Genomic DNA, 17,087 nt, shown 5'->3' with positions numbered 1-17,087 from the left:
AGGAAAGTGACACATAAAGTTTGTTCAAATGAATTCTAATCTAAATGAACTAAATATATTAATCGATAAGCACTTCAATTACAGAAGCAGAATTCCTTTTAGAAAGTGCAAACCAATAGAGTTGAGAGAAATATTCTCGGTTATGCAGAAATCATTTAAAACCTCTAACGGAAATTGGTCAACAAGACTATTTAAGGAATTTGAAGACCAAAATATAAGATGGTGGGCTAGATATATGATGAAATCTTTTGAAAGAGAATACGCTCATAGAATTAAATCCATAAAGGGATTTGAAAAATTTGTTACAAAAATCAACGAAGTCCATGATTATGATTTAAACTATAGATATGGTTTTGAAAATCATAAACCTATTAAGTTAAAAAAGGATGAAGATTTCTTAGATTTTATAGCGGACTTCAAAAAATTAAAAAAATATCTCAAAACCACGGACAAGGAACTTTCTTACGCTATTCACTTTGTATTTAAAACTGAAAAGAAGTTAAGTACAATAGAACAGTATTTGTCTAAAATGGCCTGAATGGACTTTTTAATCATAAAATTTTGAAAATCAATGATTTAATCCAAACACAATACAATTACTATTATTATTCAATTATTTCATATACCTGATTATTAGATTGTTATATCAAAAAAATGAATTTTAGTAAAGGTAATTCTGTAGGATTCCATTCTTTTAATTTTATACCAATAAAAAAAGGCTAAAGACTTACCGTAGTAAAATCTAAAGCCCTTTGCAATGTAGGAATTCAAAGGTAAATCAAATTTTTCTTGCGGTAGTAATAAGCCATCGGTTAAATTATTTTAAGTAAGAAAAATGCAACAAATTCAAATGGTGGGCATCTCACCTCAACAACTACAAGATGCAATCTCCAATGACGTAAAGACCCAATTGGAGGAACTCAAAAAGAACTTTGAACCCAAAACGCCTACGGAATACCTGACAAGGCGAGAAACGGCAGACCTTCTTAAAGTAGACCTTAGCACTATCCACAACTGGACAAAAAAAGGTAAACTCCAACCTTATGGACTCGGTGGCAAGGTCTACTTCAAGCGCAGCGAGGTCGAATCCTCATTGATTGAACTGTAAACCTATGGCAGCGGTAGTACCAGTACCAGAGATCATGGAATATGACCTGGACACAAACAGATTGTACAAAGAGGTTAAGCACTTCAATTTGACAGATGGCCCTCAACTTTTCTCAAATAGATTGAACATTGGGATAAATCGAGGATTTTCGAGGGCAAACTATGATTATTCCCTTAAGATTTGGCAGGGGAACAAATGGTCCTCACAGATTACAGGACTATTCCCAACACATGACCCAGAGATATTCTATGGTGATACCAGAAGCAAAAGAAATCTTGTAATTGTAAGGTTCATGAACGGTCAGAAAAAGTTAAGGTTGTACTTCTTCCAAAACTTCTATACAAGACGTTTGACGGAGTTTCTAAAAGTGTTCAAGGAGAACTATTGAAAAGAAGAAAGGGGTGCGCATAACACCCCTCAATTTTGTTCAAATGTATCGGCAACGATAACATGGTAAAAATACCATTTTCTACCCCTAGTATAGTATAGGGTAAATAATGACAAATAATTATCACTTTCATCCTTTGTTCAGATAACATATCAATGACGATTCCAACGGAGTTCATTCTGGATTACAAGAAGGGGAATTTTGTGGATGAAGGAGAACTGAAGATAAAGAACCAATGCAAGCCAAAGGGACTGAAAAAACTCTTTACAAAGAACCACATTTTGAGATTGGAAGTGAACGCAAGGATATTGGACAGGGACTATAAAAAAGGGATAGGTCTGGACACACTTGACCAACTTTTGGACAACCTGAACATCAAATGTGGAATGAAAATAAGCCCTGATTTTGTGAAGTATTCCAAAGTGAGCAAAATACATGTGAAGGACGATGTGGATGTACGGCCGGATAGATTGATGGACGAACTAATGTTGGTTGGACATTGGTCTAGATACCAAAGGGTAAGAAGGGAGAACTCGGTATCCTATGAGTATTTGACCAAAGGTGATAAGATGACAACAACGGTTTATGGGAAACTTGTCCATATGATGAGGTTTTCAGAGGATTACAAGGGACTTGGAATTGATTTCGGGGAATTTCGTGGAGTAACGAGGATAGAGACCAAGTTCGATGATTGGAGGACAGTCAAGACTAGGTTCAATACCAGGAATTTGGAATATATCTTAAAACAGAACAACATAAACTACATAGCCATGAACAACATTTTGAAGAACCAGCCAACTCAGATAAACAAGACCGATTTGAGCAGATTTAAGAGCCTTACGGAGTACAAACACTATACAATGGCTAAAGACCTCAACGAACGTTATAACGGTGATTTAACGGCTATAAAGGCATTTATAAGGAGCCATACGTCAAGACCCAAACACTACTACGATAAGATTGATGAATTCCTTCCAATGGTAAAGGCTCCTCAGGGTACGGAATTGAATGTGATTAGAATGACCAAAGAACAATTAAAAGCGTGATATGGAAGAAGAAAAAGGGTTACAAAAGGTTACAGAATTGGAGCAAATAGTCGATAGGGAGACGTATGATGAGTATTTGAAGAACAACGGCCCATCAAAAGATTTAATGGACTATATCCATGACCAAATGAGCAAGGCCTATATGGAAGATGATATGGACGAATCAGTTTATCATGATATATTAGTTGAAAATTTCAACAAGACTCACCAGACTCAAGAGAAAGCGGATAATATTAGAAATCTAACTTATGAGGTAAACCAACAGATGATAAGCGCCTGTATTCACAATTATGTTAGAAACAATGGATGCTTCCCTCAGGTAACAGCGATTAAAAAGAAAACTGGCTTAAGCCGCACCACCATTTACAGGCATCTGAAACTTGATGACTATGCTCCGGCCGATAAACTGATTAAGGGAAAGTTTGAGGTTATGGCAACAATGGCTTTGGAACAACTATACAAGATAGGCGTTGAGGAAAGAAACCATGCAGCGTTGAAGACCTTCATAGAAATGGTCAATGGAACCAATGGAGTAAAACAGGTAAACAACTACATCCAGATAAACAACCTTAAACTCACAAAAGAGGAATTTGAACAGTTGCCGGATGAGGTTATTGGGGAAATAGAGAACATTATTTCTAGCACATTCATTACTAAAAAGGAAAAAGGAAAATAGAAGTGAATAATTCCCGATATTCCTGAATGGAACAATAACCAAAGTAATCAAAAAGTGATTTTGTGCTAAACGAGAATTGGTCAGAAGAACACGAGAAAAGACGTATTCGTGAACTGAATTCCTTGAAAGAAATAGAAACGGAAATCAAAAAGGCTGAGAGTGAAATACAGAACTTCCAGAAGAGTTTATACTGGGTCGTCCCTACCATAATATTGATATGTTTGGTATTGCCATACTTCCGAGGAAAGTTTGGGGGAAGACCTCTTATTGAAAGTATAGGTTATTTAGAAGGAGTGTTGTTCTGTATTTTGATTTTTTTGGGTGTCTATATCTATACCTTTTATCAATTTAAAAGAAAAAACGAGGATAAACTATTTGAACTGAATTCGAGAAAACGGAGGTTAGAAAATAGAAAATGAACTTGTCAAAACTTGACATTTGGAATTAGAAAAACTCAGTAAAACTTAGTATGCGAGAAAGTAATTACAAGGTAACTATAGATAATCTGGGACAGGCACCGAAGAAGTTTTTTCGAACGATTGATAAAGGATTTTTTAAAACTAATGCCTGATAAGTGTAAAATTTTTGATAGAACATTTGGGGTTTTACAAATTCTTGTAGGGATTGTAATAGGGGTTTTCCTTATCCCAGATTTATTGCCATTAATTAAAAAGTCAGCCTTTTTGTTACTGGAGCCTGGCGCACCGTTTGTGAAACATGGGCTGTATGAAGATTGGTTCATGCAAACTATTGGTTGGACTTTTTCCATTCTTCTATTTCAAAATGGAAGAGCGTTTTTAAGGTATAGTAAGAAAACCTCCTGAACCTGAAATCAAAAACCTCAGAGTAACAGAATGAACACCTTTACCTACCCATAAAAAAGCAATGGAATCTTACGCAAGACCAAAACACCTCAACATCAGGAAAAGGGAGTTCAATGGAAAGCCGATAAAGAACACCAGACGTGTGGAAAGGGTGCTCAAACTCATCAAGTTCCTCTCTGGGTTCAAAACCATCAGGGAGATAAAAAACCACCTTGAGATCCATGAAAAGAGTGTCCAGAGATACTTAAACCTATTGGTGCAACTAGGTTTTGACGTTGAGGTGAGGATGGGCAAGTACCACGCCTATCGGATTACCAACATAAAAGAATTTTTTGAAATTGAATAATCATGGACTTTTTGGGGCCATAATATTTTCTTTTCGGTTTTATTTAAAATGTGTACAATCTGACTATGTCGTTTGCCTCAAGTTGAGAATTATACTCATACAGTTCGCATAAAAGTTGTGTTAACGCGTACATAGGAGCATCCCTTTGGATTCCTATGGAATGGTAATAATCGACAACGTTGTTCTTTGTGCTATGCACTTCCAATAATTTTGATATTACATCTTCAGGTTCACTAAATTCCGTTCCGTACACATAGTATCCCGTATCTTCAACAATTATGTTTATCTCATTATCATTTGGCGATATGTTCCTATCCTTGGCGTATTCTGCCTGTGGCCTATTATAAAAATGAATGCTGAAATTGTTGGCGCAATCATTTCCGTCTTGGCCAAATGATTTGATTGTACATAAAATGGTTATTAATGTCATAAAGTGTTTTCCCATTTGGTTTGGTTTTAATCATCTCATAAATCTAATCTTTACATTCCTTATAGTACCATTCGTACAATGTTCGTACGTCGATATTTTTTCACCTTTCGTCTATTACTCCTATGTTTTTCAATACTTTATCGATTAACTCACTATTATTATATCGTTAAAATGCTAGCAAATAACCAACCGAAAAAACTACCAATCAATGGATTTTACCCTATTCAGTCAAATTGATTACGGATCAATGGTTATAAAAATCATCTGTGGACTATTGGCCTCTGCAGTCTTTTTGTACATCTTGTTCATTGCACTTAAGCCAAAATTGAAAATATCCGAGTGGGTGTGTATTTATGAAGAAGAGAAAGAAGAAAAGGATGAAAATGGTAAACCAGTTAAAAAAAATACAGTTTGGTACGAGTTCAAAGTGGTCAACAGGTCCCTTTACAATGCCTATGACGTGAGGTTCAGTTTAAACCTTAGAGTGCCGTTCATCGTAAATTCGAATAAAGTGAACCATAATATCCTTCCAATTGAAATGCGAGAGGACTATCTACCTTACATTCCCAGGTACAGAAGGGCTAAAGGATTTGCAGAACATGCTATCATAGTTGGTACGAAACATGACATCATGACCGACATAAATACGGCCAATCTTGACTATGAACTGACAGTTATAGCAAAGCATGGACTGAGTAACATGACCTCCATAGCTTACAAGCGTTTTGAGTCAAAAAGTTGTGTTAAAAAGGGCCATGAATTCATCTTTGGCAAGAGTTTGGATACCAGAGAAGTATAACATTTGAACGAATAATGCGACTGTTACATTGATTTTGATAATAACATAAATTATCTTACGTTTGAATAATAAAACTTATACCACTATGGAAGATTCTAGGCGATAAAAAGAGAACCTACACTCTAGCCAAATTGAACTGAACATCTTTTTTAAGATGAAAAGATATGACTAAAGCCTCCTGTAAAAGGGAGGTTTTTTAGTTTGAAATTATGTTTTTCAAACCGATAAAAAGGAGATGGTTAGAAAAATAATTATTGATTTTGAAATCAAAATCAGGAATATTCTTCAGTCTAATTACCATTAAATTTTATAGTTTGTGAAATTGAATTAAAAATAGTGTTACAATTTGTAATTTTTTTCTTACCTTTTTAAACCTTCCCCCACATTAATATATTAACCAAAAAATAACCAGACCATGAGAAAAAAATTCGCTTTTCTTTTTTCCCTGTTGTTGTTTTCTTGTTCCAGTGAAGATAAAGTAGATAGCATCAATACCGGCGAAACTCTTAATGACGGGGATACTAACAATACTGTCAGTTTTAATGTAGTACTCCAAAAGAATTCCTATTCACCTTACGAAGTAATCAATTTTGACATTGATACCAATGTTTCACTAGACGGATTAGAAATTGGAGGGTTTTTTGATGGGCAAGAAGTCATAATTAATAGAAACCCTGCAGGTAACTACTCTTTCTTTGTACCCAACCTGAATTCAGGTAGTTATGTTTTAGAGATAACTAGCAACAACTCACTGTATAGTGATTCTAGAACAATATCATTAACTGAATTCCAAGACATCCCTGACCCTGAAATTCAAGTATCTAGTTTTATCGATACTTTCCAATCTTTTAGTATCGATTCAAACCTCGATACTGAAAGTGAAGAGTACATACGAAATGAATATGCGGAGACATTGCTTGCATTCTTTGAACAGGAGGTGCAAAATCTAAGTCCTCAGGAACTTCAAGAACTAGCAAATTACATTTCTGTAAATGACATTGGTCTTGATTTGGGTGAGTCAACGATTTCTTTGAAAACCAATAATTACGAATTAGTTAGAAGACTTTCTGGAAGGCTTCTATCTAAGCAAGGAGTAATGGCAACATTGATAGGAGCGCTAGGAGTTTCCCTGATTATTCCGGATGTTACCGTTTCAAAGGCACTTGCTGCAGGTTTGGCAGTTAGTTTGGTTTATAATTTAATCGAATTGCTGAAGATTGAAGAAGAATTAATTGATGCTATTTTCATACCAATAGAATCTTTCTTAGATGAAGGAAATGCCAATAAAGGAAAGCAAAACAAAAAAGACAATGTATTCTTTATTTCGGGAAGGCCAAAAACCTTCAATATAAGGACAAGGGGAAGAAGACTTGTACAGGATGATGTGAATCACCCCAGTGATTTAGTTTCGTCTGCCGCAATCTCTATTGGTAGAGCGAAATTTGTTCATTTTCAAATTAACTCTCAAATGGATGCGTTTACTTCTTTATTTGGTTCCGAACCTGGTTTAAGCGAGAATCGTACATTCGACCCTGTCTTTCTCCCTACCGAGAGGTCTTTAGTAGATGTAGATTTGCCAATTGAGTCTTTTACAGTTTCAAATACCGGAAACGGTATATCGTCCGCGATAAATGGTCAAAATAATATGTTAAGCATTACTCTTGACAATGGGTCTGCGTATTTTGAACCTACACAGATAAATCCTGTTGTCATTTTTAATGATAGTGTCTTTAGATTTGAATACGATCTTGGCGGGTTCTTGTTTTCAAAGTTTGCTCTTGTTACATTTATTAATAACACAAATACCTCTTTTAGTAATTGTGGTTCTGGAACCTGTAATCCAAATGGTTGGTCTACATCTTTTATCGTAAATGGACAGGTAACTGAATTGATTCCTCCGGGAGGGCGCGTAACTGTAGAGGTGGAATATGGCACTTATAGTTGGAACATTACTTTTGGTAATGGCCTTGCTGGTGGTACAAGGGTTACGGAAATCAATCCTCCAATCACTACTAGAGAATCGGGTGTGCAACAATGTTGTAATGTGGGGGCAAAGTCCTCAAATATTGATACTAAACAACTTCTTATTGATTAATCAAGTTTTTTCAAATATGTAGATAAGGCTTAGACCAAGAAAATATCATCATGTTTTCGCTTTGTTCAATAAATAATCCTGGTCGATAATCCACCCATCGATGAGTGAGTAAACTTCTTTCTCAATGCGGAAATTATTTACTTTTTTCACTTTGTTCAACCAAACTAAAATAGTCAAGGCCTCTGGTTCAGTTTTGACAATTACATATGTACGCTCAATTGTCTTCCAAACTTCTTCACCTCTTGGAACCCTTCTCAAAGCATACCTGACCTTTTCCTCTTTTTTATTCTTAATCTTAGCATCTTTTACTCTATGGATTTTATTGGGGAAGGATCTGTTGAAAGATATAATTTTATCTATGTCCGCAAGTGTGGTTTCAACTGCGTCATTGATTTCCGGCAAAAATTCTTCTATGAATACTTCAAATGCTACAGTAATTATTTCAGGGTCACTGTCGTACATACCTCCCTCATATTCCGGATCAAGTCCCTCACCAAGTAGGTGCTCATAGTAATCGACTGAAGGTTTGGCTTTATGGAAAAATCTATTCTTAAAATAACCCCGGTCAATGAATTCATGTTTATCCCAATCATAATAGGACCTTTCCAAATAATGCAATTGGAAATATAGTTCATAATGCCAATTGTCAAAATTGGGATAAGGACTTTCTTCTTGTGCCTTTAGAATTTTAATTCCATCTCTAAATTTTATGGTAATAGGGACCAATGTGGCTTTTATAAGCTCATCAAATTCCAAAACTTTATTTTTAAACTCTCTGGGATATGTCAAGACACTCGATTGATGATTTGATTGTCAATTGCTAGAAAAAAGTTATTTGCTTTTTTAAAGGCTTTATTTAACTCTTCTATTTTTGGGTTTATTGTCAATAAATCAGTAGCATTTGAGTTTACTAAAAGTTTCAACTCGTTAACCTGATCTTCAACTTGATAGACAAGGTTTTTAAAATCATGAAGTTTGTAAAACGTTGATTTATCAAGGAACGCCTTGTAGACATATAAATGCTCTTCAAGGTTTATTACCTGTTGCGTCATTGTGGTCATATCGACTCCCCAAAAGGAGGTTTCGGTGTACTTTGAATCATAATTCTCAATTTTTTCTGCCACTACTTGTTCAACTACTCTCCTAACCTGGTTTCTTAATCGATACGTGGTCTCTAGGACTTTCGGATAAATTTCGTCCGTTTTTTTGAATTTGTTTAGTTGTCTTTCCTTATTGACTTCCAATAACAGTTTCTTTCTCTCAAATGTTTCGTCTACTTTGAGCTTAATGAGATTAGTGACTACCTTTTTCAAAATGAATACACCTATTCCAAAGACCAAAGCAGAAACACCAAACTGAACCAATAAAGAATTCAAAATCTCTTTCGTTAGCATTTAAACTTTATTATACCGTTTTAATCTAAAGTACTAAAAGTTTAAACTCAGAAGACCGCTTGCAAATTTTTAATTGCTCAACTTGAGTCAAGAGACCTCTTTATTTCCTTTTTCGAAATTATCAGGAAATAGTTGCCAACTAGTTGACAGTTTAAAACAATAAAAAAACCTTAACTATTGATAATCAAAAGTTAAGGCTTGCTTAATGGTGCGGCTGAAGGGAGTCGAACCCCCACGCCTCGCGGCACTTGATCCTAAGTCAAGCATGTCTACCAATTCCATCACAGCCGCAATTTCAAAATTTTAATGAACTTTTCTTGTTTAAATCCTAAGTCTAGAAGAAATCTAGCGTGTTTTTATAAAAATCTAAAAATCAGTAGTATAGATTTTAAACAAATGATATGTTTTGAATGAATTTGGTGCTTTTTCAACTATTGTTGGACCTATGTTGTACCTGCAATGGTAATCAATGGTTTCAAAAGATTACCAGAAAAGGTTAATTACCGAAACCACTAAAAAAGACCATGAATGGGACACTTGAGTAACAGAAATTGCATTTTATTCAGCTCGTCTCAAAAAATGGCCGTTTCTTGGCACTGGGAATTTTAGGAAATATACTGTAATTAAAATCTATTTGTGTTATAGATTCTTATTATTTGGTTGGCTTTGAAAATCCATAATATTCCAACCCTTCAATGGGATACAGTCGTTCTTTGGGAAAGGAGTCGAATCTGTATTCTGTAAGTTCAAAACTGTACACCTTATTCTCTTTCTTCTTTGGGCTTTTCAATTGGATGGTGACCTTACTGGGCAAGTAAGTCCCTACCGAAGTTTCTTTTCTTTCATATCTGGCCGTAGCATGCTGCATTCCCTTGGGCATCGGCAGGAAAAAATCATTGATAGTAACTTCTAATAGGTCAATGAAGTTGTTAGAAGGATTGATATACACCAGCATCCTGTCATATTGCTTGTTGGGTTCTTCCCTGCCCCAGGTTACATAAACCGTTTCGTATTGAATGCCATCGAGTTCTTTTGTTCCTGCATATTTTACGATTTCGGCTTCTGGAAGATGTAAAGGTGCTTCTAATAAATAATGATAAGTGGCCAATCCCCACAGATATCTATCGTGTTCGTGCCGTCTCAAATAATCGCTACCATTTTCTCGCTCATAGCCTTCCCAAGATTGTAGGCCCATAATCGTTCCTTCCTTTCGCCCTTCAAGATATTCCACCTGTCCGTCAAAGCTGTTGGTCGCAAAGCGAAGTTTCAAGTCGTTGTTGTTGTTTCCAGGGAAAGCGTTCATAGGCATTAATAGCCAAATCCCTTTCCAATTAAAAAGCGCATTGGCTTCGTAAACTTCTGTTGTCGCAAGTTTATCATATCCCATTGCTGTTTTTGCATTGCGCAGTAAGTTGCGTCCTTGTTCTTCAAGATTAGCTGTGGTATTATTCTGCAAATAATCAGTACGTAAATCGACCGATTTGCAGGACTGGCTAAACAAAGCCAGGGCCAATAGCGATAATAAAATGTAGTTTTTCATAGTGGTTCTGTTTTAGGTTTTAAAAAAATCTTGAAATGGCTATCCTAAGAAAGCTGTCCTGTTGGAAATTGGACAGTATCAGTTCTGTGTCATCGATATTCGAAAAAATACGTGCCTCAACTTCAGCAGTCCAATTGCTTCCAAACCTTCTGGATGCTTCCAAGCTGAAAATTGTACTGCTCTGCTCCAAATCCTTGATGCCACCAAAAAGAATTGATGTGTCCTGTATATCATTGAAGGCGATTCGGATTCCGAAGAACACATCGTTCTGCAGCGTGGTCAATGCCAGTTCGTCCCGTTCATCGTAGAGATATTCCCCAAGAATACCGATGTCCAATCCGTTGCCGTCAATGTTGCTAAAGGTGTATTCGAGTCCAGCTGCAAGTGCGAAAAAATTCTGTGCATCGGCGTGGCGATAGATAGATTCCAGTTTCCAGAGAAAGGCATTGTGTGTTACCTGTAAATCGAGGCCTGTTTGATGAATGACCGGATAAAAAGCATCAATATCTCCCGTAGGCGTAAAAATGAACAAAGGTTCACGGCCATTTCCGTAGAAATGGGACAAGCCAATATCAAAAGCTCCGATGTAATATTTCCATCGTACGGCGAAATCCTGCCGCCATTCTTCCGCACCGCTCTCATACCCCAAATCGTCTTGGTCTATCACGCTGCCAAAACGTAAGCGACCTTCTGCACCTGCAAACGTGCGTTCGCGGTGATACGGCAGGTAGAAAAAATTGAAGGTGCCCACTTTATTGGTAATCAAGCTGAACTGCACCATAGGTTGCCCCAGTTTTTCCTCTCCATCAAAGGTTTCGACGGCATCGGTCTGGTTGATGATATCGACCAAATGGTTGCTTTCGATTACGCCCCAAAAGATTTTTTTAAGACCAACGCTCAGCTCCCAATTGTTTTTGGCTTTTTGGTAGTAGAGCTGGCGTATGTCCCAATGGGTACGCTCGTCGTCCCTATCCCATCGAAAGAATCCCTTAAAATTTATGCTTTCATAGCCCTTGTTCCAATCTGCCGAATACTCTGGACGAAAGGCGATGGAAGGATAATGGTCTTCCTGTCCATCGAATTGGGCATCGTCATAGAAATAGCGGTATTCGCCCTCGACCTTTAGCTCCACATCGTGGGAGACTTTTTTGTCCGGTTCTTGGGCAAATCCCATCAGCGGCAGTAGGATTACAATAAGATATATGATACTATTCTTCATAAAATGTTTTAGTGCCAAAGAGCCATAGTATTGAAGGGGGATACAACTCCATCTTGTTTCACTCAACAGCTATGGCCTTTGGACTTCAGTAAAAACCACTGGGCGTTCCAATATTGACGGGAAAGTGAATTTCCTTCAACGCCCAGTAGCAACCAACCAACTACCAATCAGTTACGTTTAACTTCCTGCACGTTTAAGTGCCACTTGCGAAAAATCCTCATCTTGTAGCCCTACATCAAAATTGTAATCGCTGAATTCCAAGGTGGTCTCCTTATTGCTCTGGTGATTAACCATAGTAAGTGTTCCGGCTCGCCAGAATTTATCTTTGTAAAGCTTGTAATCCGAATAGGTCAATGTCTTTAGCAAGGCGTTCTTCCGGTCGTAGAATTCTATTTTTTCCAAGCGATATCCCTTGTCCTTATTATAGGTAGCGATACGCCGAGTGTAGCCGGATTTCGGGTCCACCGGGTCTTGCTCGACATCTAACATCGCTCCATTCTCCTTTAGAAATTTGTATTCATATTTTTCAACTTCCTGTGAGGACAAATCCTCATAGGCAAATTCACTTCCCACAAACGGTCCTGACTTGTTGTTTGACGATATGCGCTTTACCCTTGCAATTGATGGTAGGTACAACCATTGGTCATCACTGCCCACTTTATGGGTAAAGGTCAGTGTAGCCGTTCCCTTAACATCCTTGGGACTGTTGAACACGATGAGCGATTTATCGCCATCTTCGGTCAATTCCAAAGTCTTGGTTTCGAGGTAACGTTCCGAGGTCTGACCGTTTTTGTTTTTTAGGGTCATCTTCAACTGTACAGTTGAGCTTCCGAAGCCTAAATCTGCCTGTTCGGCTGCTTTAGCGACTTCCAAACCTTTGGCTTCGGCACTTTGTGAATACGTTTTCACGAAAGTGAAAACTAATGCTATACTTATTACTATTTGTTTCATTGTACGTATTTTAATTATTTGAGTTAAACTGTGGTTTGAGTTCCTTGACTGAAACATTTTCTTTTTCATCCTTACTCACCAGAATTAGAAGTGCGGGTAAGAGCAAGAAATCGATTATCAATGCTGCGGTAATAATGATGACCGTAATCCTGGCCATATAACTGTTAAGGGCGAAAGGCGATGAGGACAGTACTGTAAAACCGGCAACAAGTACTATGGTTGTAGTGACCAACGCACGACCCACGGTCTCGAAAGCATAGACCACGGCGGCGCGGGAACTGTAGCTTAACTCCCGTCTTGCCCTGAGGAACTTGCTCATAAAGTGTACGGTATCGTCCACTATGATACCCAAGGTCATTCCGAAAACAATCACCATTCCCGTATTAATAGTCCCTTTATAGAGCCACCATAACCCAAAGCCTACCAGTACTGGTGCTACATTTGGAATAATACTCAGCAACCCTAATTTGAAATTGCGCAATGCCAGCATTAAGACCAATGAAATGAGGATGAGCGCGATGATATTTCCGTTGAACATACTATCGGCCTGACGGAAGCCCAGTTTTGAAAACATCAAGGTGGGACTTACACCAATAGAATGCATAGCTTCGGGTGTGTTGTCCTGCAACCACTTTTCGGCTCGTTCTGCAAAAGCAATCATTTCTACGCTACTGTTATTTGCAAGCGTCGCGGTTACCCGAGTTTCTGATTTATCCACATTGATTTGATTGTTTAAATCAAGGCCGAATGGAAGTGAAAGCTCGTAAAGCAAAAGATATTGGGCAGCTTCCTCACGATTATTCGGTACTTTATAATAGGCCTGGTCATCACCGTGCATCGAGCGGTTAACTCTTCTGGCGACTTCACTAAAGGCATTGACGTGTACTACTTCGGGTTGGTCTTCGAGCCAATTTTCAAATGCATTCAGTTTTTGCAAATATTGTGGATTGTTGATACCACCGCTTTCGCCTGAGCCTACAGAGAATTCGACGTTATAAAATCCGGTGAGGTTTTCGTTGATGAAGTCACTATCCTTTCTAAACTGTACCGAGGTGTCAAAGTACTCTACAAACTCATCATTAAAAACGTTCAGAGAGCCGAGATATGCCAGTCCGGCAATAATCACTAAGGAAATTGCGGTAATTCTTTTGGGCTTACCAACCACCCATAACCCAAGATTGGTGTACCATCCCAATTTTTCTTCTTTCTTCTCGATACGTTTCTTTTTCCAAAGTGGGAAAATGGCCATTAGTGCGGGCAACAAGGTTGTGGAATAGAGGAATGCCATTGTCATCCCGAAAGCCACAATATTGCCCAAGTCCCAGAATGGCGGAACGTCTCCAAAATTGAAGGTCAAGAAACCAATCACGGTTGTGATACTGGTAATGAAAACTGGCATAAAATTGAGGCGCATACTCTCCACGAGTGCATCTTTTTTCTCATACCCTTCTTTACGTACTTTTTGCAGATAGGTAATAAGAATATGGATACTATCTGCTACCGCAAGTGTTAATATCATCGTAGGGAAAACTGCGGATGGCGGTGTCAATTTTATACCCAATAATCCTATAAAGCCAAAGGCACTCATAAACGAAAACATAAATACGAGCAATGTAGAGAACATCGCAAAGATGTTGCGTGTAAGCACCAAGGTCAGCACCATCACGATGAGTATCATTAAACCGACCCGAGCAAAATCAGATTCAGAATGTTCAAAAAACGCAGTGTTGAGCGGTACAAGACCAGTGGTATAGACATCAAATTCGGGATGCCTTTCTTTGAAGTTAGCAATCATCTCACGGGCTGCCTGTGTTACTTTAGGGATTTCAACGGCACTGTCCTCTCCTGGTAATCTAACAGTTACGTTGATGGCCGTAACGCTTCCGTCTTCGTTGATGAGACGATGGATGAGCAACGGCTCTTTTAAGGCGATTTCCCGAATTTCTTTAATTTCGGCATCACTCTTATTTGCCGATTCATAGGATAGGTCATCCACGTACAGGTCATCGCCTTCGGCACGGGTGTGCTGAAAGTTGGTTACGGCATCGACACGCGAAGAGAAAGGTGTATTCCAAGCCTCGGCGGTCAATTCCTCAATAGCAACGAGGTTATCCTTAGTAAAAACGTTTTTGTTCTTAGGCGCAAGCACAATGACAATATTGTCATCCTTGGTGTATTTGTCCTGTAGCGCATCAAAGGCTTCAAGTTCGGGATTGCTTTCTGAAAAGAAGACGTGATAATCACCGTCAAATTGCATTTTGCCCTGCGAACCAAGACCCACCGCCAAAAAAATACACGCTACAAGTACTAACCATTTGTAGCGGATTACAAACTTCGCCCATTTTGTAGCGAAAGTATTTCCAGCTTTTTTAATTGCATTCATATAAATATTGGTTTAGGTTAAAAATAGTTGACCAGTCGTCTATTATATAGGTAAAAAAATTTAGTTCAATATTCGTTTCACCATCATCACAAAATTATCAATGGGATAACAGCTGTTCAACTCCTTCATACTCACCATTGCACCGCGACCGGCATCTTCCAAAAAATTCACAAAATCAATCGCCTTGACACCGTCATCTATCTCTCCGTATTCCTGTCCTTCTTCCACCACTTCGGCGATATGGGCTTTTACCATATCTGTCTTTTGTTCTATGGCTTTTCGTATAGCTTCGCTGTGCTCGCCCATCTCATTGGCCAGATTACAGCCCATACAACCCATCTTACAGTCAAATTCTTCTTTGATAATATGCGCACGATATTCGTATAAATTGATGATGCGTTGTTTGGGACCTACCGATGTATTTGTCAATTGCTCCAACGCAGGCGGAAACATTTGGTTGAAATACATATCGATGGCCTTGACCGCGAAGTCTTCTTTACTATCAAAATAAAAATAGAACGACCCTTTGGGTACTTGGGCCGCATCTACAATATCCTTGACACTTGTTGCATTATAGCCCTTGCTCCAAAGGAGTATCATCCCCTTTTCAATAAGGTGGTCGGCTTTAGCTTCGTGCTTCTCTGTTTTGGACATATTGTGAAATTTCGAAACAAATATAAAATAAAAAATTGACCAGTCGTCTAGTAAATTTGTATTTTTGTTAAAATTATGATGTTGAATGGCAAAATCATTACTCTTCCTGCCAGATATTTCCGGCTTTACCCATTTTGTGCAGACCACCGAGGTACAGCACAGCGAGCACGTCATTGCCGAACTTTTGGAAGTACTGATTGCGGCCAATACGCAGAATATGCGCTTGGCCGAAGTCGAGGGCGATGCCCTCTTTTTTTATAAGGAAGGGGAGATTCCCTCCCAGGAAAAGCTGCTCGCCCAGGTAGAATCAATGTACGCCGCCTTCTACAGCCACCTGAAGATGATGGAGACCAATCGCATCTGCCCTTGTAGAGCCTGTGCGGCAGCTCCCGACCTACAGTTAAAAATCGTACTGCATTGCGCAGAGCTGCAATTCATCACGGTACAGGGCAACCGGAAGCCCTTCGGTGAAGCGGTAATACAGGCGCACCGCCTACTTAAAAATTCGATTGACAATGATAACTATGTGCTGTTGAGCAATGACTTGGCCGATGAAATTGGACTCTCTCTACAATACGAAAGTATGTTGTTTCGCTTTCGCGAAAGCCAAGAAACCTATGATGGTGTACAAGTTTCATTTCTGTATGCGGAAATAGATGCTTCAAAACTAAAATTGTACGGCTTCGAGCCACCGGAAACCGTGTTGACCAATAGGCCCCCGAATTTTTCTATGGAACGTCAATTTAGTATTGATACCTACGAACTTTTTGAGCTAATCACGAATTATCGCTATCGGCATCTATGGGTAGACGGTGTCGACGAGTTCGTCTTCAATGAAAACGAAGTCACAAGGGCGGGCACGGAACACGTCTGTGTCATTAATGGAAAACATCTCAACTTTACCACGGTAGTCAAGGATGTTCCCGTGCACCAACTTGTATACGGGGAACTAACCACGGACCCACCCCCTGTGGAAAAGCTATACCAGTTTTATATTATCGAACCCATTGATGAAACCACCTGCCATCTAAGAGTGGAGCAGTATTGGGTAACCAAGAACCTTTTTCAAAAATTGTTGATGGCTTTTATCGGTAAGAGGCAGTTTATCAAGGGAATTGCTTCTGCAATGGACAACCTTGAGCGGTATTTACAGCAGCAAAATCTTACCACTTCCTAGCCTATCTATGGTCTAATTGTCCAATCGATTGATCCCTTAATCCAACTCCAACACACT

18 protein-coding genes and 1 tRNA gene are annotated in these 17,087 nt (G+C 38.5%); 10 read left to right on the top strand and 9 right to left on the bottom strand.

The window, feature by feature from the left end; all coding sequences use genetic code 11:
• Window positions 1–28 precede the first annotated feature (28 nt).
• The 7 genes from ACOKFD_RS16315 to ACOKFD_RS16285 all read left to right on the top strand — a co-directional run bounded on the left by ACOKFD_RS16315 (window position 29) and on the right by ACOKFD_RS16285 (window position 4,388).
• Complete coding sequence (locus ACOKFD_RS16315) at window positions 29–538, top strand: hypothetical protein (RefSeq protein ID WP_422858896.1); 510 nt, start codon at window positions 29–31, stop codon at window positions 536–538.
• Window positions 539–835: 297 nt separating this feature from the next.
• Entirely contained in the window at window positions 836–1,108 is a 273-nt protein-coding gene (locus tag ACOKFD_RS16310) for a helix-turn-helix domain-containing protein (protein ID WP_422858895.1), read from the top strand.
• A gap of 4 nt (window positions 1,109–1,112) precedes the next feature.
• A complete protein-coding gene (locus ACOKFD_RS16305; protein WP_422858894.1) occupies window positions 1,113–1,496 on the top strand; it encodes a hypothetical protein in 384 nt (127 codons plus the stop codon).
• Between the two features lie 155 nt (window positions 1,497–1,651).
• The gene (locus ACOKFD_RS16300; RefSeq protein WP_422858893.1) at window positions 1,652–2,542 is read left to right on the top strand and encodes a hypothetical protein; all 891 of its coding nucleotides are present in this window, start codon (window positions 1,652–1,654) and stop codon (window positions 2,540–2,542) included.
• A 1-nt stretch (window position 2,543) separates the two neighbouring features.
• Window positions 2,544–3,218 (top strand): helix-turn-helix domain-containing protein, encoded by a 675-nt coding sequence (locus tag ACOKFD_RS16295; protein ID WP_422858892.1) that lies wholly within the window; start codon window positions 2,544–2,546, stop codon window positions 3,216–3,218.
• Window positions 3,219–3,280: 62 nt separating this feature from the next.
• Entirely contained in the window at window positions 3,281–3,637 is a 357-nt protein-coding gene (locus ACOKFD_RS16290; protein WP_422858891.1) for a hypothetical protein, read from the top strand.
• Between the two features lie 466 nt (window positions 3,638–4,103).
• Window positions 4,104–4,388, top strand: coding sequence for a hypothetical protein (locus ACOKFD_RS16285; protein WP_422858890.1), 285 nt, complete (start codon window positions 4,104–4,106; stop codon window positions 4,386–4,388).
• Between the two features lie 43 nt (window positions 4,389–4,431).
• Here the strand turns inward: ACOKFD_RS16285 and ACOKFD_RS16280 are convergent, their stop codons facing one another.
• A complete protein-coding gene (locus ACOKFD_RS16280; protein ID WP_422858889.1) occupies window positions 4,432–4,833 on the bottom strand; it encodes a hypothetical protein in 402 nt (133 codons plus the stop codon).
• A 193-nt stretch (window positions 4,834–5,026) separates the two neighbouring features.
• On the opposite strand from ACOKFD_RS16280, the gene ACOKFD_RS16275 reads away from it, so the two are divergent.
• The gene (locus ACOKFD_RS16275) at window positions 5,027–5,617 is read left to right on the top strand and encodes a hypothetical protein (protein ID WP_422858888.1); all 591 of its coding nucleotides are present in this window, start codon (window positions 5,027–5,029) and stop codon (window positions 5,615–5,617) included.
• Window positions 5,618–6,032: 415 nt separating this feature from the next.
• Window positions 6,033–7,712 (top strand): hypothetical protein, encoded by a 1,680-nt coding sequence (locus tag ACOKFD_RS16270; RefSeq protein WP_422858887.1) that lies wholly within the window; start codon window positions 6,033–6,035, stop codon window positions 7,710–7,712.
• 48 nt (window positions 7,713–7,760) lie between these two features.
• On the opposite strand, the gene ACOKFD_RS16265 is transcribed toward ACOKFD_RS16270, so the two are convergent.
• The 8 genes from ACOKFD_RS16265 to ACOKFD_RS16230 all read right to left on the bottom strand — a co-directional run bounded on the left by ACOKFD_RS16265 (window position 7,761) and on the right by ACOKFD_RS16230 (window position 15,853).
• Window positions 7,761–8,501 (bottom strand): hypothetical protein, encoded by a 741-nt coding sequence (locus ACOKFD_RS16265; protein WP_422858886.1) that lies wholly within the window; start codon window positions 8,499–8,501, stop codon window positions 7,761–7,763.
• Window positions 8,498–9,106, bottom strand: coding sequence for a hypothetical protein (locus ACOKFD_RS16260; protein ID WP_422858885.1), 609 nt, complete (start codon window positions 9,104–9,106; stop codon window positions 8,498–8,500). The genes ACOKFD_RS16265 and ACOKFD_RS16260 overlap by 4 nt, the downstream gene beginning before the upstream one ends.
• A 206-nt stretch (window positions 9,107–9,312) precedes the next feature.
• Window positions 9,313–9,397, bottom strand: a tRNA-Leu gene (locus tag ACOKFD_RS16255).
• Window positions 9,398–9,758: 361 nt separating this feature from the next.
• Window positions 9,759–10,646 (bottom strand): hypothetical protein, encoded by an 888-nt coding sequence (locus ACOKFD_RS16250; protein ID WP_422858884.1) that lies wholly within the window; start codon window positions 10,644–10,646, stop codon window positions 9,759–9,761.
• Window positions 10,647–10,665: 19 nt separating this feature from the next.
• Window positions 10,666–11,865: a hypothetical protein gene (locus tag ACOKFD_RS16245; protein ID WP_422858883.1), complete on the bottom strand. Its 1,200-nt coding sequence runs from the start codon at window positions 11,863–11,865 to the stop codon at window positions 10,666–10,668.
• Window positions 11,866–12,042: 177 nt separating this feature from the next.
• Window positions 12,043–12,816, bottom strand: coding sequence for an outer membrane lipoprotein-sorting protein (locus ACOKFD_RS16240; protein WP_422858882.1), 774 nt, complete (start codon window positions 12,814–12,816; stop codon window positions 12,043–12,045).
• A 10-nt stretch (window positions 12,817–12,826) separates the two neighbouring features.
• Window positions 12,827–15,073: an efflux RND transporter permease subunit gene (locus ACOKFD_RS16235; protein ID WP_422858881.1), complete on the bottom strand. Its 2,247-nt coding sequence runs from the start codon at window positions 15,071–15,073 to the stop codon at window positions 12,827–12,829.
• Window positions 15,074–15,259: 186 nt separating this feature from the next.
• Complete coding sequence (locus tag ACOKFD_RS16230; protein WP_422858880.1) at window positions 15,260–15,853, bottom strand: TetR/AcrR family transcriptional regulator; 594 nt, start codon at window positions 15,851–15,853, stop codon at window positions 15,260–15,262.
• Between the two features lie 136 nt (window positions 15,854–15,989).
• On the opposite strand from ACOKFD_RS16230, the gene ACOKFD_RS16225 reads away from it, so the two are divergent.
• Window positions 15,990–17,030, top strand: coding sequence for a DUF2652 domain-containing protein (locus ACOKFD_RS16225; protein ID WP_422858879.1), 1,041 nt, complete (start codon window positions 15,990–15,992; stop codon window positions 17,028–17,030).
• Window positions 17,031–17,087: the final 57 nt, after the last annotated feature.

It is taken from the genome of Flagellimonas ulvae (assembly GCF_049333175.1).
Taxonomy (GTDB): Bacteria; Bacteroidota; Bacteroidia; order Flavobacteriales; family Flavobacteriaceae; genus Flagellimonas.
This window is presented reverse-complemented; position numbering and strand designations above follow the sequence as displayed.

Excerpts from the sequence above, each read along its gene's own strand:
- ACOKFD_RS16300 (WP_422858893.1), top strand. The coding sequence starts at position 1,652 with ATGACGATTCCAACGGAGTTCATTCTGGATTACAAGAAGGGGAATTTT.
- ACOKFD_RS16230 (WP_422858880.1), bottom strand. The coding sequence starts at position 15,853 with ATGTCCAAAACAGAGAAGCACGAAGCTAAAGCCGACCACCTTATTGAA.
- ACOKFD_RS16260 (WP_422858885.1), bottom strand. The coding sequence starts at position 9,106 with ATGCTAACGAAAGAGATTTTGAATTCTTTATTGGTTCAGTTTGGTGTT.
- ACOKFD_RS16315 (WP_422858896.1), top strand. The coding sequence starts at position 29 with ATGAATTCTAATCTAAATGAACTAAATATATTAATCGATAAGCACTTC.
- ACOKFD_RS16310 (WP_422858895.1), top strand. The coding sequence starts at position 836 with ATGCAACAAATTCAAATGGTGGGCATCTCACCTCAACAACTACAAGAT.
- ACOKFD_RS16275 (WP_422858888.1), top strand. The coding sequence starts at position 5,027 with ATGGATTTTACCCTATTCAGTCAAATTGATTACGGATCAATGGTTATA.
- ACOKFD_RS16305 (WP_422858894.1), top strand. The coding sequence starts at position 1,113 with ATGGCAGCGGTAGTACCAGTACCAGAGATCATGGAATATGACCTGGAC.
- ACOKFD_RS16270 (WP_422858887.1), top strand. The coding sequence starts at position 6,033 with ATGAGAAAAAAATTCGCTTTTCTTTTTTCCCTGTTGTTGTTTTCTTGT.
- ACOKFD_RS16285 (WP_422858890.1), top strand. The coding sequence starts at position 4,104 with ATGGAATCTTACGCAAGACCAAAACACCTCAACATCAGGAAAAGGGAG.
- ACOKFD_RS16280 (WP_422858889.1), bottom strand. The coding sequence starts at position 4,833 with ATGGGAAAACACTTTATGACATTAATAACCATTTTATGTACAATCAAA.
- ACOKFD_RS16295 (WP_422858892.1), top strand. The coding sequence starts at position 2,544 with ATGGAAGAAGAAAAAGGGTTACAAAAGGTTACAGAATTGGAGCAAATA.
- ACOKFD_RS16250 (WP_422858884.1), bottom strand. The coding sequence starts at position 10,646 with ATGAAAAACTACATTTTATTATCGCTATTGGCCCTGGCTTTGTTTAGC.
- ACOKFD_RS16235 (WP_422858881.1), bottom strand. The coding sequence starts at position 15,073 with ATGCAATTTGACGGTGATTATCACGTCTTCTTTTCAGAAAGCAATCCC.
- ACOKFD_RS16240 (WP_422858882.1), bottom strand. The coding sequence starts at position 12,816 with ATGAAACAAATAGTAATAAGTATAGCATTAGTTTTCACTTTCGTGAAA.
- ACOKFD_RS16245 (WP_422858883.1), bottom strand. The coding sequence starts at position 11,865 with ATGAAGAATAGTATCATATATCTTATTGTAATCCTACTGCCGCTGATG.